At 67.8% G+C, this 12,593-nt stretch carries 15 protein-coding genes; 8 read left to right on the top strand and 7 right to left on the bottom strand.

Annotation, left to right across the window (positions count from 1 at the left end):
• Window positions 1-9 precede the first annotated feature (9 nt).
• Window positions 10-1,089 carry an NAD(P) transhydrogenase subunit alpha gene (locus ACM0PB_RS11755; RefSeq protein WP_065179594.1) on the top strand — a complete coding sequence of 360 codons (1,080 nt, stop codon included), beginning with the start codon at window positions 10-12 and terminating at the stop codon, window positions 1,087-1,089.
• 62 nt (window positions 1,090-1,151) lie between these two features.
• Here the strand turns inward: ACM0PB_RS11755 and ACM0PB_RS11750 are convergent, their stop codons facing one another.
• From ACM0PB_RS11750 to ACM0PB_RS11740, 3 genes are read right to left on the bottom strand one after another with little or no spacing between them, the layout of a single operon-like run.
• The gene (locus tag ACM0PB_RS11750; RefSeq protein WP_053500492.1) at window positions 1,152-1,613 is read right to left on the bottom strand and encodes a DUF3106 domain-containing protein; all 462 of its coding nucleotides are present in this window, start codon (window positions 1,611-1,613) and stop codon (window positions 1,152-1,154) included.
• Between the two features lie 3 nt (window positions 1,614-1,616).
• On the bottom strand, window positions 1,617-1,943 hold the full coding sequence (locus ACM0PB_RS11745) for a hypothetical protein (RefSeq protein WP_065186350.1): 327 nt from the start codon (window positions 1,941-1,943) through the stop codon (window positions 1,617-1,619).
• Complete coding sequence (locus ACM0PB_RS11740; protein ID WP_081275820.1) at window positions 1,940-2,524, bottom strand: RNA polymerase sigma factor; 585 nt, start codon at window positions 2,522-2,524, stop codon at window positions 1,940-1,942. The genes ACM0PB_RS11745 and ACM0PB_RS11740 overlap by 4 nt, the downstream gene beginning before the upstream one ends.
• Window positions 2,525-2,622: 98 nt before the next feature.
• Between ACM0PB_RS11740 and ACM0PB_RS11735 the strand changes: the two genes are divergently transcribed.
• Together ACM0PB_RS11735 and ACM0PB_RS11730 are read left to right on the top strand one after the other, a co-directional pair.
• The gene (locus ACM0PB_RS11735) at window positions 2,623-2,943 is read left to right on the top strand and encodes an NAD(P) transhydrogenase subunit alpha part 2 (RefSeq protein ID WP_005415382.1); all 321 of its coding nucleotides are present in this window, start codon (window positions 2,623-2,625) and stop codon (window positions 2,941-2,943) included.
• The gene (locus ACM0PB_RS11730; protein ID WP_414604850.1) at window positions 2,940-4,400 is read left to right on the top strand and encodes an NAD(P)(+) transhydrogenase (Re/Si-specific) subunit beta; all 1,461 of its coding nucleotides are present in this window, start codon (window positions 2,940-2,942) and stop codon (window positions 4,398-4,400) included. Before ACM0PB_RS11735 ends, ACM0PB_RS11730 begins: the two co-directional genes overlap by 4 nt.
• Window positions 4,401-4,492: 92 nt before the next feature.
• Here the strand turns inward: ACM0PB_RS11730 and ACM0PB_RS11725 are convergent, their stop codons facing one another.
• Window positions 4,493-4,912 (bottom strand): membrane protein, encoded by a 420-nt coding sequence (locus ACM0PB_RS11725; RefSeq protein WP_032953950.1) that lies wholly within the window; start codon window positions 4,910-4,912, stop codon window positions 4,493-4,495.
• A gap of 122 nt (window positions 4,913-5,034) precedes the next feature.
• On the opposite strand from ACM0PB_RS11725, the gene sufT reads away from it, so the two are divergent.
• The 3 genes from sufT (at window position 5,035) to ACM0PB_RS11710 (ending at window position 8,933) form a co-directional block, all read left to right on the top strand.
• A complete protein-coding gene (sufT, locus tag ACM0PB_RS11720; RefSeq protein WP_005415385.1) occupies window positions 5,035-5,586 on the top strand; it encodes a putative Fe-S cluster assembly protein SufT in 552 nt (183 codons plus the stop codon).
• Between the two features lie 59 nt (window positions 5,587-5,645).
• Window positions 5,646-6,740 (top strand): branched-chain amino acid aminotransferase, encoded by a 1,095-nt coding sequence (locus tag ACM0PB_RS11715; protein ID WP_065186352.1) that lies wholly within the window; start codon window positions 5,646-5,648, stop codon window positions 6,738-6,740.
• 450 nt (window positions 6,741-7,190) lie between these two features.
• Window positions 7,191-8,933 (top strand): S8 family peptidase, encoded by a 1,743-nt coding sequence (locus ACM0PB_RS11710; protein WP_414604849.1) that lies wholly within the window; start codon window positions 7,191-7,193, stop codon window positions 8,931-8,933.
• Window positions 8,934-9,122: 189 nt separating this feature from the next.
• On the opposite strand, the gene ACM0PB_RS11705 is transcribed toward ACM0PB_RS11710, so the two are convergent.
• The 3 genes from ACM0PB_RS11705 to wrbA all read right to left on the bottom strand — a co-directional run bounded on the left by ACM0PB_RS11705 (window position 9,123) and on the right by wrbA (window position 10,613).
• Window positions 9,123-9,608, bottom strand: coding sequence for an asparaginase domain-containing protein (locus ACM0PB_RS11705; RefSeq protein WP_053501049.1), 486 nt, complete (start codon window positions 9,606-9,608; stop codon window positions 9,123-9,125).
• A gap of 79 nt (window positions 9,609-9,687) precedes the next feature.
• Window positions 9,688-10,023, bottom strand: a complete 336-nt coding sequence (locus tag ACM0PB_RS11700) for a DUF2069 domain-containing protein (protein ID WP_005415388.1) — start codon at window positions 10,021-10,023, stop codon at window positions 9,688-9,690.
• Window positions 10,020-10,613: an NAD(P)H:quinone oxidoreductase gene (wrbA, locus tag ACM0PB_RS11695; RefSeq protein WP_053501045.1), complete on the bottom strand. Its 594-nt coding sequence runs from the start codon at window positions 10,611-10,613 to the stop codon at window positions 10,020-10,022. The genes ACM0PB_RS11700 and wrbA overlap by 4 nt, the downstream gene beginning before the upstream one ends.
• Before the next feature lie 77 nt (window positions 10,614-10,690).
• Between wrbA and ACM0PB_RS11690 the strand changes: the two genes are divergently transcribed.
• Together ACM0PB_RS11690 and ACM0PB_RS11685 are read left to right on the top strand one after the other, a co-directional pair.
• Window positions 10,691-11,965 carry a YihY family inner membrane protein gene (locus ACM0PB_RS11690; RefSeq protein ID WP_005415390.1) on the top strand — a complete coding sequence of 425 codons (1,275 nt, stop codon included), beginning with the start codon at window positions 10,691-10,693 and terminating at the stop codon, window positions 11,963-11,965.
• On the top strand, window positions 11,962-12,537 hold the full coding sequence (locus ACM0PB_RS11685) for a TlpA family protein disulfide reductase (protein WP_053501043.1): 576 nt from the start codon (window positions 11,962-11,964) through the stop codon (window positions 12,535-12,537). Before ACM0PB_RS11690 ends, ACM0PB_RS11685 begins: the two co-directional genes overlap by 4 nt.
• Window positions 12,538-12,593 lie beyond the last annotated feature (56 nt).

Raw genomic sequence — 12,593 nt, 5'->3', positions numbered from 1 at the left:
GGGACCTGCATGGCCGTGGCGTTGCTGGGGATCAAGGAGACCGCGCCGGGCGAACGGCGCGTGGCACTGACGCCGGAGACCGCGCGCAGGCTCGGGGCCTTGGGCATTGCCGTCTGGTATGAGGCGGGCGCGGGTTTGGCGGCTGGTTTCACCGACGCCGCCTATGACGATGCCGGTGCACGCGTCTTCGACGCGGGCCGCTGGGCCGAGATCGATATCCTGCTGTGCGTGCAGGCCCCCCCTGCGGCGGTGCTGGAACAGCTCAAGCCCGGCGCCAGCGTGGTCGGCCTGCTGGCCCCGGCCAGCGATCCGGCGCTGGCCGCGCTGGCGGCCGATGGTCGCCTGCAGCTGTTCCCGCTGCAGCAGCTGCCGCGCACCACCCGCGCGCAGGCGATGGATGTGCTCAGTTCGCAGGCCGGCATGGCCGGCTACAAGGCGGCGCTGATTGCGGCCGAACGCGCGCCCCGTTTCTTCCCGATGCTGACCACTGCGGCCGGCACCGTGCGGCCGGCCAAGGTGCTGGTGATCGGTGCCGGCGTGGCGGGCCTGCAGGCCATCGCCACCGCGCGCCGCCTCGGTGCACAGGTGGAAGGCTTCGACGTGCGCCCGGAAACCCGCGAGCAGATCCAGTCACTGGGCGCACGCTTCCTCGACCTCGGGGTCAGCGCGGCGGGCGAGGGAGGCTATGCGCGGGCGCTGACCGATGACGAGCGCGCCGAGCAGCAGCGTCGGCTGGCCGACCACCTGCGCAGTGTGGACGTGGTGATCTGCACGGCTGCGGTACCGGGCCGCCCGGCACCGACCATCGTGACCGCCGCGATGGTGGAAGGCATGGCCGCCGGCAGCGTCATTGTTGATCTGGCGGCGGAAAGTGGCGGCAACTGCGCACTGACCCTGCCGGGGCAGTGCATCGAACACCAGGGCGTGACCATCGACGGTCCGCTGGGCCTGGCCAGCCGCGGCGCGACCCAGGCCAGCGAGATGTATGCACGGAACCTGCTCAACTTCGTTGCGCTGTTCGTGCGCGACGGGCAGCTCGGTTTCGATTGGGACGACGAACTGCTGGCGAAGACGCGCTGGCAGGCGTGAGTGATACGGGGTCAGATCCCTTTGCCTCTGGCAAAGGGATCTGACCCCGGTATCCCGAAGGCTTACCGTGGCTTCGCCGGCGGCGGGTTCTCCCGCACCCAGTCCTTGCGTTGCTCCGGCGTCATCTGCGACCAGCGCTCGCGCAGTGCGTCGCGCTGCGCGGGCGGCAGATCCCGCATCTGACCGAACAGGGCCCGGGCCTGCTCACGCTGTTCCGGGCTCATGTGCTCGAAGCGGCGCAGGCCGCGGCGGGCCTTGTCGCGTTCCTCCGGGCTCATCGATTGCCAGCGCTGGCCATGCGAGAGCATCCGCTGGCGCTGGCCGGCATCGGCGCTGTTCCAGCGGTCGCGCAGCGGCGCCAGCAAGGATTCCCGCTGCGCTTCACTCAACTGTTCCCAGGCCGGCAGCGGTGGGGCTGGCGCGGGGCGTGCGGCAGGGGCGGGCGCGGCGTTCTGCGCCAATACCGGGAAGGCCGGCAGCAGCAACAGGGTCAACAGCAGCGGCAGGGTATGCAGTCGGGACATGGTTCACTCCATCGCCAGGTCGGTATCGCCCAGCCACAGGTACAGATCGGGATTTTCGTCGTACAGCGCGTTGTTGTCTTCCACCGAGGCCAGCACCGGTGCCGGCACGGCGGGCGACAGGGGGCTGTGGCCGCTGAACTGCAGGCCGATCCCCAGCGCCACCACCAGAGAACAGGCGCTGGCCAGCCACCAGCGCCAGCGCCCGTGACGAGCCGCGCTGGCGCCGTGGCGGGCCTGGCGCAACCGTGCCAGCGTGGCCGGCGACAGCGCCTGCAGCGACTGCGCGTGCAGGTTGCGCAGCATGTCATCGGAGGGCAGGGAGCGGTTCACGGGTGGGTCTCCAGGTAGTCCTGCAGCGCCTGGCGGGCGCGTGCCAGATGGGTTTTTACCGCGCCTTCGCTGCAGCCCATGGCGCGGGCAGTGGTGGCTCCGTCCAGGTCCTGCAGCACCCGCAGGGTGAAGGCCTCGCGCTGGCGTGCGGGCAGGGTACGCAGCGCCTGCACCAGTTGCTGGTACTGCTGGCGCTGTTCGTGCGCCTGCGCCGGGTCCGGGCCGGTGTCGGCCCAGTCGATCCCGCCTCCGTCGGCGTCCTGGTTGTCGCGCCAGAACGGCAGGCGGAAACGGCGCCGGCGCTGCAGGTCGATCACGCGGCGGCGCAGGATGCTCCAGAACAGGGGCGCCCATTCGGCCGCCGGCTTGTCGGCGTAGTCCAGCATGCGCATCAGCGCGTCCTGCACCGCGTCCATGGCGTCTTCGCGCTGGCGCAGGCCGGCCTCGGCGAAACGGAACGCGCGCGGGCCGACGCTGGCCAGGAACGCCTCCAGCGATGCTGGCAGGGCATCGGTGTCGGCGCTCGGGGGGACGGGGCTGCTCACCAGCACAGGGTACGGTTCCTCGCTCGGGGTCACCATCGACAACGCGTGAGCGTCACCGCGGTTGACGCCGGGTGCGCGCCGGGTTCAGCCCGTGGTTATGATGGGCCGACGAAGACAGAGCGGGAGCGTTGCCAGTGAGTGACGGGTTCGTAGCGCTGTACATCTTCATGCTGGCGGCCATCGCCGGCCACGTGATCATTTCGCGGGTGCCGGTGATCCTGCATACCCCGCTGATGTCGGGTTCCAACTTCATCCACGGCATCGTGCTGATCGGCGCGATGGTGGTGCTGGGGCACGCGCAGACGCCGCTGGAAAAGGCGCTGGGCTTCCTTGCCGTGGTGCTCGGTGCCGGCAATGCCGCCGGTGGCTACGTGGTCACCGCGCGCATGCTGGAGATGTTCAAGCCGAGCGCGCCCAAGGGCGGCAGGGACGAACCGAAGGAGCCACAGGCTTGAACATCAGCACCGTCGAACTGCTCGACTTGCTGGTCAAGGCCAGCTACCTCGTCGCCGCCACGCTGTTCCTGCTGGGTCTGCAGCGCATGGCTTCGCCGCTGACCGCGCGCAGCGGCATCCGCTGGGCCGGGCTGGGCATGCTGCTGGCCACGGTGGCGACCTTCTTCCTGCCTGAACTGCACAACGTGCCGCTGATCCTGGTCGCACTGCTGCTGGGCGCGGGCCTGGCCTGGTGGTCGGCCGGCAAGGTGGCCATCACCGACATGCCGCAGATGGTGGCGTTGTACAACGGCATGGGCGGTGGTTCGGCCGCGGCGATCGGTGCGGTGGAGCTGCTGCGCTATGCCTTCCTTGCCAACCGCGATACCCGCCATTGGAGCGAGCAGGCGCTGGCCGACCTGGCCGCGCGCCAGCCGTCGGGCATGGTGCTGCTGCTGGCGGTGGTCGGCGCGGCGATCGGTGCGGTCTCGCTTTCCGGTTCGGTGATCGCCTGGGCCAAACTGGACGGACGACTGGACAAGCGGGTGACCTGGCCCGGCCAGCAGGTGATGAACCTGATGGTGGCACTGGCAGTGGCGGTGCTGGCGATCATCGCGGCCAGCACGCTCAGCACCTCGGCAATCGTCGCCTTCTTCGTGCTGGCGCTGGCACTGGGCGTGCTGATGACGTTGCCGATCGGTGGCGCCGACATGCCGGTGGTGATCTCGCTGTACAACGCATTCACCGGCCTGGCGGTGTCCTTCGAAGGTTATGTGCTGGGCAATGAGGCGCTGATCATCGCCGGCATGATGGTCGGCGCGGCCGGCATCCTGCTGACCCGGTTGATGGCCAAGGCGATGAACCGGCCGATCCGTAACGTGCTGTTCTCCAACTTCGGCGGCGGTGCCGGAGGCGAGGCACAGGCGATCACCGGCGCGCAGAAGCCCATCGAAGCGTCGGACGTCGCGGCGATGATGGCCTTTGCCGAGCGCGTGGTGATCGTGCCCGGCTACGGCATGGCGGTGGCACAGGCCCAGCACAAGATCTGGGAACTGGCGCAGCGGCTGGGCCAGCGCGGCGTGAAAGTGAAGTTCGCGATCCACCCGGTGGCCGGGCGCATGCCCGGGCACATGAACGTGCTGCTGGCCGAGGCCGGCGTGCCCTACGACCTGATCGCCGACATGGACGACATCAACCCCGAATTCGCCAATACCGATGTGGTGCTGGTGATCGGTGCCAACGACGTGGTCAATCCGGTGGCGCGGACCGACCCGGCCAGCCCGATCTACGGCATGCCGGTGCTGGACGTGGTCAACGCGCGCAACGTGGTGGTGATCAAGCGTGGCAAGGGCACCGGTTTTGCCGGCATCGAGAATGCGCTGTTCTACGCCGACAACACCCGCATGCTCTATGGCGACGGCGCCGAAGCGGCGGCCTCGCTGGTGAGCGAACTGAAGGCGCTCGACGGCGGGCATTGAGGACGGGGGTCGGATCCCTTTCCGCAGGAAAGGGCTCTGACCCCTTTGCCGGCCAGCGGCCGGCACTACCGAATCCAAGGATCTCTACGCGCTCAGCGCGCCAGCCAGGCACCTACGGCCACGGCCACGGCCAGCCACAGCCATTCCACCGCGCCATTGGCCAGGCTGATCAGGGTCCAGGCCAGGTGCGGGCCCATCCGCGTGGTGGCATCCCACAGGTCCAGGCCGATCGAGCCGCCCATCCAGGCGCTGGCGATGGCCCAGTTGGCCACGGCGGCCACCAGCAGGGTGCCGAGCACGACCAGGGCGACGCGCAGCCGGCCTGGGCCCAGCGTGCCCAGGCGCAGCATGAACACCAGTTCCAGGGCGGCCAGCACCGCCATCCAGCCGACCTGCCGGCCGGTCATCAGCGCCAGGACCATCCAGGCGAGGGGAGCGACAAACAGGCCCAGCAGCAGCATGAGGGGCCAGAGCCAGGTCACGGTCCTGGCACGCGCGGCATTGGAGGACATCGAAGCTCCCAGAAGATCACCCACAGGATACTGTGGTTTGCCGCAGTGCACCGGCGGTGCGGGGGCGGCTGGGCTAGAATCCCGTCTTGCGTGGCCTCGGCCACGGCCCCATATCGGTCCCCATGTATTCCCGTAGCAGCGAACCTGTCCACTTCGAACGCGATTGCGAGGCCGTGATGGTCCCGCAGGGCGATACCGTGACCCTGCCTGCCGGCAGCTATGGGTACATCACCCAGGCGCTGGGCGGCAGTTATTCGGTGTTCGTCGAGGGCAACCTGTTCCGCATCGCCGGCAAGGACGGCGATGCCATCGGCAAGGAGGCACCGGCGCCGCTCGAGCTGCCGGCCGACGCCACCGATGAACAGGTGGAGCAGCTGGTGTGGCAGCAGCTGCGCACCTGCTTCGATCCGGAAATTCCGGTCAACATCGTGGAACTGGGCCTGGTCTATGAAGTCGAGATCAAGCACCTGGATGAGGGCAAGCGCGAGATCGACGTGAAGATGACCCTGACCGCCCCGGGCTGCGGCATGGGCGAGATCCTGGTCGACGACGTGCGCAGCAAGCTTGAAATGATCCCGACGGTGGCCGAGGCCGACGTCGACCTGGTGTTCGACCCGCCGTGGAACCAGCACATGATGTCCGAGGCGGCCCGGCTAGAGACCGGCATGCTTTGACCCAAGGCCCGCAGTGACGCGGGCCCGGCACTACCCGCAACCAGAACAGGAATCCTCCGGTGTCCCAGTCCATCCCCAGCTTCGCCGTCACCCGTTCGGACCACCCGCGCAGCGCTGAAGAGCGCGCCAAGATCCTGGAGAAGCCGGGCTTCGGCCTGCACTTCACCGATCACATGGTGGAAGTGCGCTGGGACAAGGATGCCGGCTGGCACAATGCCAATGTGCGCGCCTACGGCCCGCTGCAGCTGGACCCGGCCGCCGCAGTGCTGCATTACGGCCAGGAAATCTTCGAAGGCATCAAGGCCTACCGCCACGCCGACGGTTCGATCTGGACCTTCCGCCCGGATGCCAACGGCCGTCGCCTGCAGCGTTCGGCGCAGCGCCTGGCGTTGCCGGAACTGCCGGTGGAGATCTTCGTCGAATCGCTGAAGCAGCTGATCGCCGTCGACAGTGACTGGGTGCCTTCGGCCGATGAGTCGAGCCTGTATTTCCGTCCGTTCATGATCGGCGACGAGGCCTTCCTCGGCGTGCGCGGCGCGCACAAGGCCGGCTACTACGTCATCGCCAGCCCGGCCGGCCCGTACTTCGCCAAGGGCGTTGCCCCGGTGTCGATCTGGCTGTCCACCGAGTACGCGCGTGCGGCCAAGGGCGGCACCGGTGCTGCCAAGTGCGGTGGCAACTACGCCGCCTCGCTGCTCCCGCAGCAGAAGGCGCAGGCACAGGGCTGCTCGCAGGTGCTGTTCCTCGACCCGGTCGAAGGCAAGTACCTGGAAGAACTGGGCGGCATGAACGTGTTCCTGGTCTACAAGGACGGCACGCTGGTCACCCCGGAACTGTCGGGCAGCATCCTCGAGGGCATCACCCGCGAGAGCATCCTGCAGCTGGCCCGCGACCGTGGCATGAAGGTCGAAGAGCGCAAGGTCAGCATCGACGAGTGGAAGGACGGCGTCACCTCCGGTGCGATCAGCGAAGTGTTTGCCTGTGGCACCGCCGCGGTGGTCACCCCGATCGGCCAGCTGAAGGGCGAGGGCTTCTCGGTGGGCGACATCAACGCGCCGGCCGGCGAAGTGACCATGTCGCTGCGCAAGGAACTGACCGATATCCAGTACGGCCGACTGCCGGACCGCCACAACTGGCTGGTCAAGCTGGGCTGATCGCCCACATCGAATCGTAGAGCCGAGCCCGCGCCCGGCTGCGCTTCTGGAAAGCCCGTCCCCGCGACGGGCTTTCTGCGTTTCAGGCCAAGGGTCAGATCCCTTTCCGCGTGAAATGGGATCTGACCCCGGATCGGTGGACGCCGATGTCGGCAAAGTCATTCCAGGACACGTGACGACCCAGTCAGGTCTGTGCAGGGCACGAGAAAGTTCCTTCACCTTCACAAACCTTCGACCCGAAAAGTCTCAGAACGAACATTTCATCTTGCTGAAAAGACGCTGAAAATCTTGTGGTGTCCGGTTTCGGCCATTAGCGTCATCTGCACGGCGGATCGTTAGGGGGATCCGCTGACTCGCCGGACTTCGAACCTCGCCAACGCAAGCCAGCCCAGGGTTCGGGCCGGTGCTTCTGCCGATTCCGGCATTCACACCACAAGAAAGGGAAATACGATGTCCCAGGTAACGCAACCGCGTGTGCGTCGAGTGTGGGTGGTCCTTGGTGCGTCCGTTCTGTCATCGCTGCTGCTGGCCACGCCTGCGCTGGCCGGTGACGTCCAGCTCAGCGGCCTGCAGTCCGCGCCGACGCACCAGCGCTTCATCGTGAAGTACCGCGACGGTAGTGCGCCGGTGGCCAACACCACCGTACTGGCCTCTTCGCTGAAGAGTGCCGCCGCCGGCCTGGCCAGCAGCCAGGGCCGCGCGCTGGGCCTGCAGGAGGTCCGCAAGCTGGCCGTTGGCCCGACCCTGGTCAGGACCGATCGGCCGCTTGACCAGGCCGAATCCGAGCTGCTGATGCGCAAGCTCGCCGCCGACCCGAACGTGGAATACGTCGAAGTCGACCAGATCATGCGTGCGACGCTGACCCCGAATGACACCCGCTTCAGCGAGCAGTGGGGCTTCGGTACCTCCAACGCGTCGATCAACGTGCAGCCGGCCTGGGACAAGGCTACCGGCACCGGCGTGGTGGTGGCCGTGATCGATACCGGCATCACCAACCATCCCGATCTCAACGCCAACATCCTGCCTGGCTATGACTTCATCAGCGATGCCGCGATGGCGCGCGATGGCGGTGGCCGCGACAACAACCCGAATGACGAGGGCGACTGGTACGGCGCCAACGAGTGCGGCTCGGGCATCCCGGCCTCCAACTCCAGCTGGCACGGTACCCACGTCGCCGGCACTGTGGCGGCGGTGACCAACAACAGCACCGGCGTGGCCGGTACTGCGTTCAATGCCAAGGTCGTCCCGGTGCGCGTGCTGGGCAAGTGCGGCGGTTACACCTCAGACATCGCCGACGCGATCGTGTGGGCCTCTGGCGGCACCGTCAGTGGTGTGCCGGCCAACGCCAATCCGGCCGAAGTCATCAACATGTCGCTGGGTGGTGGCGGCAGCTGCTCCACCACCTACCAGAACGCCATCAACGGCGCGGTCAGCCGTGGCACCACCGTGGTGGTCGCCGCCGGCAACAGCAACACCAACGTGTCCTCGTCGGTGCCGGCCAACTGCCCGAACGTGATTGCCGTGGCGGCCACAACCTCGGCCGGTGCGCGTGCCAGCTTCTCCAACTACGGCACCGGCATCGACATCTCAGCACCGGGCCAGAGCATCCTGTCCACCCTCAACACCGGCACCACCACGCCTGGCAGCGCCAGCTACGCGTCGTACAACGGCACCTCGATGGCGGCGCCGCACGTGGCCGGCGTGGTTGCGCTGATGCAGTCGGTCGCGCCAAGCCCGCTGAGCCCGGCGCAGGTCGAAAGCATCATCAAGAGCACTGCACGCCCGCTGCCGGGCGCCTGCTCGGGTGGCTGCGGCGCCGGCATCGTCGACGCCAACGCGGCCGTGGCTGCGGCGATCAACGGCGGTGGCAACCCGAACCCGGGTGGCAACGTGCTGCAGAACAACGTGCCGGTGACCGGCCTGGGCGCCGCAACCGGTGCCGAGCTGAACTACACCGTCGCCGTTCCGGCCGGTAGCAGCCAGCTGCGCGTGACGATCAGTGGCGGCAGCGGCGATGCCGACCTGTACGTGCGCCAGGGCAGTGCCCCGACCGATACCAGCTACACCTGCCGTCCGTACCTGAGTGGCAACAGCGAGACCTGCACCATCAACAGCCCTGCCGCCGGCACATGGTATGTGCGGGTGAAGGCCTACAGCACCTTCTCGGGCGTGACCCTCAACGCCCAGTACTGAGCCCAAGTCCCTCTCCAAGGGCACGCCCTGGCTTCGGCCGGGGCGTTTTCGCTTCTGCAGAGCCGAGTCCATGCTCGGCTGCTCCGGCTGCCGACCGTTGTGCCACGCTGGCACGCGGTTGCCGAGCATGGCCCGGCACTACAAGGACAGTGCTCTGGCAGGTGCCGACCTTGGTCGGCACGCGGTTCCTCAGACCGACTCGAAGCGGTTCGCAGCCACGTTCTTGCGCACGTGCTGCGGGTCGAAGATCCGCCCGTTCATCGCGATGTACACGCCGCTCGGCAGCGACTGCACCGCACCGATCGCGCAGCCGATGTTGAACTCGGCATCCGAGCCGCGGAAGCGTGCCGGGCTCAGTGCGCCGGTCATCACGATGGTCTTGTCGGGGATCGTCGCCAGCACCTTGCCGGTGTGCACCATCGAGTCGGTGCCGTGGGTCACCAGGACGTGCCGGGTCGGCTGCGCGGCGATGGTGGCGCGGATCAGTTCGCGGTCCTCATCGTTGATGTGCAGCGAATCCTTGCGCAGGATCGGAATCACGTTGAAGCGGAACGTCACGCCCAGCTCGCGCAGGATCATGCCGATCTGCGGATCGCCGATCTGGTAGTCCGACTTGTCGTCGAAGTAGATCTTGTCGATCGTGCCACCGGTGGTGACGACCAGGAGCTCTTCCATCATGTGCATGCGCGAAACCAGGACAGGTACTGCGGCGCGGGGCCAGGAATGCAGATGATACGACCCAGCGGGCGCAGCGTCAGCGTTGCTTGCCGAAGCGGGCGCGCAGGCCGGGCAGGCTGGCGCTGAAGATCACCAGGAGGGCCAGCGCGATCTCGATCAGCGCCAGCCAGCGCGTTTCCGGGTGGCTCCAGGCGCTCATCACGCCGTGGCTGAACCAGCCCAGCGCCAGGACCGAGGCCCAGAATCCGGCCTTGCGCCAGCCCAGGCGCACGGCGATGGCCAGCGCCAGCGGCGGCGCGGTGAACACCAGCTGGGTCGCCAGCCAGTGCTTGTCATTGATGAACCAGCCCGCGAACAGCGCGGCCAGCCCCATCAGGGCCAGCAGCAGGACCGTGCGCGGCGCGGCGCTCATCGGGCCAACCGCTGCGCGATGCCGGCCACCCGGCGCCCCAGCGCGCGCGCCAGCACGGCTTCGTCGTCGGTCGGCTGCGGGTCGTCGGCGGCACCGGCTACGTGGCTGGCGCCATAGGGTGTGCCGCCACTGGTGGTATGGCTCAGCGCCGGTTCGGTGAACGGGATGCCGACGATCACGCAGCCATGGTGCAGCAGCGGCACCTGCATCGACAGCAGGGTCGATTCCTGGCCGCCATGCATGGATGCGGTGGACGTGAACACGCCGGCCGGCTTGCCGGACAGGGTGCCATTGACCCATTCGGCGCCCAGCCCGTCCAGGAAATGCTTCACCGGCGCGGCCATGTTGCCGAAGCGGGTCGGGCTGCCGAGCAGCAGGCCCTGGCATTCGACCAGGTCCTGCACGCTTACATAGGGGGCGCCATCTTCGGGTACCGGCGGCTGCGCGGTCTGGGTCACTGCGGCCACCGGCGGCACCGTGCGCAGGCGCGCGGTCATGCCCGGCACTTCGCCGATGCCCCGCGCGATCTGGCGCGCCAGCCGTGCCACCGAACCGCCCCGGCTGTAATACAGCACCAGAATCTCGCCCATCGTGCCCGCTTCTCCTCGTCGTGTGGCCACCAGTATGGCTATCCTGCGAGCATTCCGCATCGGGTACCCTTCCACCGATGGAACCTTTGGATACGCTCAACCTGTGGATGGAGCGCGCGCGGGATCGCGCACGGGCCATCAGTTTCGGCCGCTTCCTGTGGCATCGCTTCCTCGACGACCGCCTGTTCCAGGCAGCGGCGGCGCTGGCGTACACCACGGTGTTCGCGCTGGTGCCGCTGGCCATCGTGGTATTCGGCGTGCTCTCGGCCTTTCCCGTTTTCGACCGCTGGAGCGATCAGCTCAGCGACTACGTGTTCTCCAACTTCGTGCCCTCCGCGGCGCGCGCGGCCGAGGGTTACCTGCGGCAGTTTTCGGCCAGTGCCGGCCAGCTGACGGCCGCCGGCTTCATCGCACTGGTCGCCTCACTGCTGATCACGCTCAACAGCGTGGAAGAGACCTTCAACCAGATCTGGCGGGTCGGCTCGAGCCGGCCCAAGCTGACCCGCTTCCTGGTCTACTGGACCGTGCTGACCCTGGGCGCGATGCTTGCCGCCGCATCGCTGGCAGTATCGGCGAGGGTGTTCGCGATGCCGTTGTTCGGTACCCAGGAGGGCCGTTGGTTGGCCGAACTGGCGCTGCGGCTGGCACCGATCCTGATCGAGTTCGTCTGCATCACGCTGATGTTCCGCGTGGTGCCGCACCACACGGTGAAATGGCGGCATGCCGTGCCCGGCGCGATCCTGGCGGCGGTCATCCTTGAACTGGTGAAGTGGGGCATCGGCGCGTATCTGGGCAGCTTCCAGTCCTATCAGAAGCTGTATGGCACGGTCGCCTTCGTGCCGATCCTGCTGCTGTGGATCTACCTGTGCTGGGTGGCGGTGCTGCTGGGTGCGTCGCTGGCCTCCTCGATGGCCGCCTTCCGCTACCAGCCGGTCGAGCTGCGCCTGCCGCAGGGGTACGAGTTCTATGGGCTGCTGCGCCTGCTTGGCCGCTTCCAGCATGCACGGGCCAAGGGCAAAGGCCTGGCCGATGACGAGATCCTGCGGCTGGAGCCGATGCTGACCGATTCACTGCTGCAGGACCTGATCTGCAACCTGCAGGAGATCGACCTGCTGCGCCGCGATGAGCGCGGCGAGTGGCTGCTGTCACGCGACCTGGACCAGGTCAGCCTGGCCGATCTGTACGAATGCACCCAGCTGCGCATCCCAGTAGCCGAGCAGCACCTCCCGTACCGCGACGACAGCCTGGGCCGTGCCGCCTTGGCGGCGCTGGATGACCTGCGACTGCCCCTGCGCGAACGCCTGAAGCGCAAGGTCAGTGATATCTATACCGACTCTGGAGACACCCCATGACCCGCAAGACGTCGTTGCCGCTGCTGCTCCCGTTGACCCTGCTGCTGGCCCTGGCGGCCTGCAAACCGGCCCAGGAGCCGGCACCGGCCAGCAGCCAGCCACCGGCGCAGGCACCGACGCCGAGCACGCCGGCACCGGTCGAGGAAACCCCGGCCGAGCGCACCACCGCCGAGTTCCCGACGCTGAAGATGAAGGCGGTGGATGGCAGCGACTACGACCTGGCCGCGCATCGCGGCAAGTGGGTGGTGGTGAACTTCTGGGCCACCTGGTGCGCGCCGTGCCGCAAGGAAATGCCCGAGCTGTCGGCCCTGCATGCGATGCGTAGCAACATCGAAGTGGTCGGCTTGGCTTACGAGGACATCGAAGTGCCGGAGATGCAGTCGTTCCTGGCCAAGCATCCGGTGACCTATCCGATCGTGATCGTGGACCCGTTCGATCCGCCGGCCGACTTCGCCACGCCGCGTGGCCTGCCGCTGACGCATCTGCTGGACCCGCAGGGCAAGCTGGCGCACACGTTCCTTGGCCCGGTGACCGCCGCCGACATCGAGAAGCAGATCGCGGCTGCCAAGTAGTGGGTTTGTCGGCAGGGCCTGCGGCCCTGCACCCGCGGTAGTGGGGGGCGGCGGGC

It is taken from the genome of Stenotrophomonas sp. AR029 (genome assembly GCF_047520695.2).
Classification (GTDB): domain Bacteria; phylum Pseudomonadota; class Gammaproteobacteria; order Xanthomonadales; family Xanthomonadaceae; genus Stenotrophomonas; species Stenotrophomonas sepilia.
Note: the sequence above shows the minus strand (reverse complement) of the source record. Positions and strands in the feature narration are given on the sequence as shown.

Coding starts and splice junctions, on each gene's coding strand:
- ACM0PB_RS11755 (WP_065179594.1), top strand. CDS start 10: ATGGCCGTGGCGTTGCTGGGGATCAAGGAGACCGCGCCGGGCGAACGG.
- ACM0PB_RS11750 (WP_053500492.1), bottom strand. CDS start 1,613: ATGTCCCGACTGCATACCCTGCCGCTGCTGTTGACCCTGTTGCTGCTG.
- ACM0PB_RS11740 (WP_081275820.1), bottom strand. CDS start 2,524: ATGGTGACCCCGAGCGAGGAACCGTACCCTGTGCTGGTGAGCAGCCCC.
- ACM0PB_RS11725 (WP_032953950.1), bottom strand. CDS start 4,912: ATGTCCTCCAATGCCGCGCGTGCCAGGACCGTGACCTGGCTCTGGCCC.
- sufT (WP_005415385.1), top strand. CDS start 5,035: ATGTATTCCCGTAGCAGCGAACCTGTCCACTTCGAACGCGATTGCGAG.
- ACM0PB_RS11710 (WP_414604849.1), top strand. CDS start 7,191: ATGTCCCAGGTAACGCAACCGCGTGTGCGTCGAGTGTGGGTGGTCCTT.
- ACM0PB_RS11705 (WP_053501049.1), bottom strand. CDS start 9,608: ATGGAAGAGCTCCTGGTCGTCACCACCGGTGGCACGATCGACAAGATC.
- ACM0PB_RS11700 (WP_005415388.1), bottom strand. CDS start 10,023: ATGAGCGCCGCGCCGCGCACGGTCCTGCTGCTGGCCCTGATGGGGCTG.
- wrbA (WP_053501045.1), bottom strand. CDS start 10,613: ATGGGCGAGATTCTGGTGCTGTATTACAGCCGGGGCGGTTCGGTGGCA.
- ACM0PB_RS11690 (WP_005415390.1), top strand. CDS start 10,691: ATGGAACCTTTGGATACGCTCAACCTGTGGATGGAGCGCGCGCGGGAT.
- ACM0PB_RS11685 (WP_053501043.1), top strand. CDS start 11,962: ATGACCCGCAAGACGTCGTTGCCGCTGCTGCTCCCGTTGACCCTGCTG.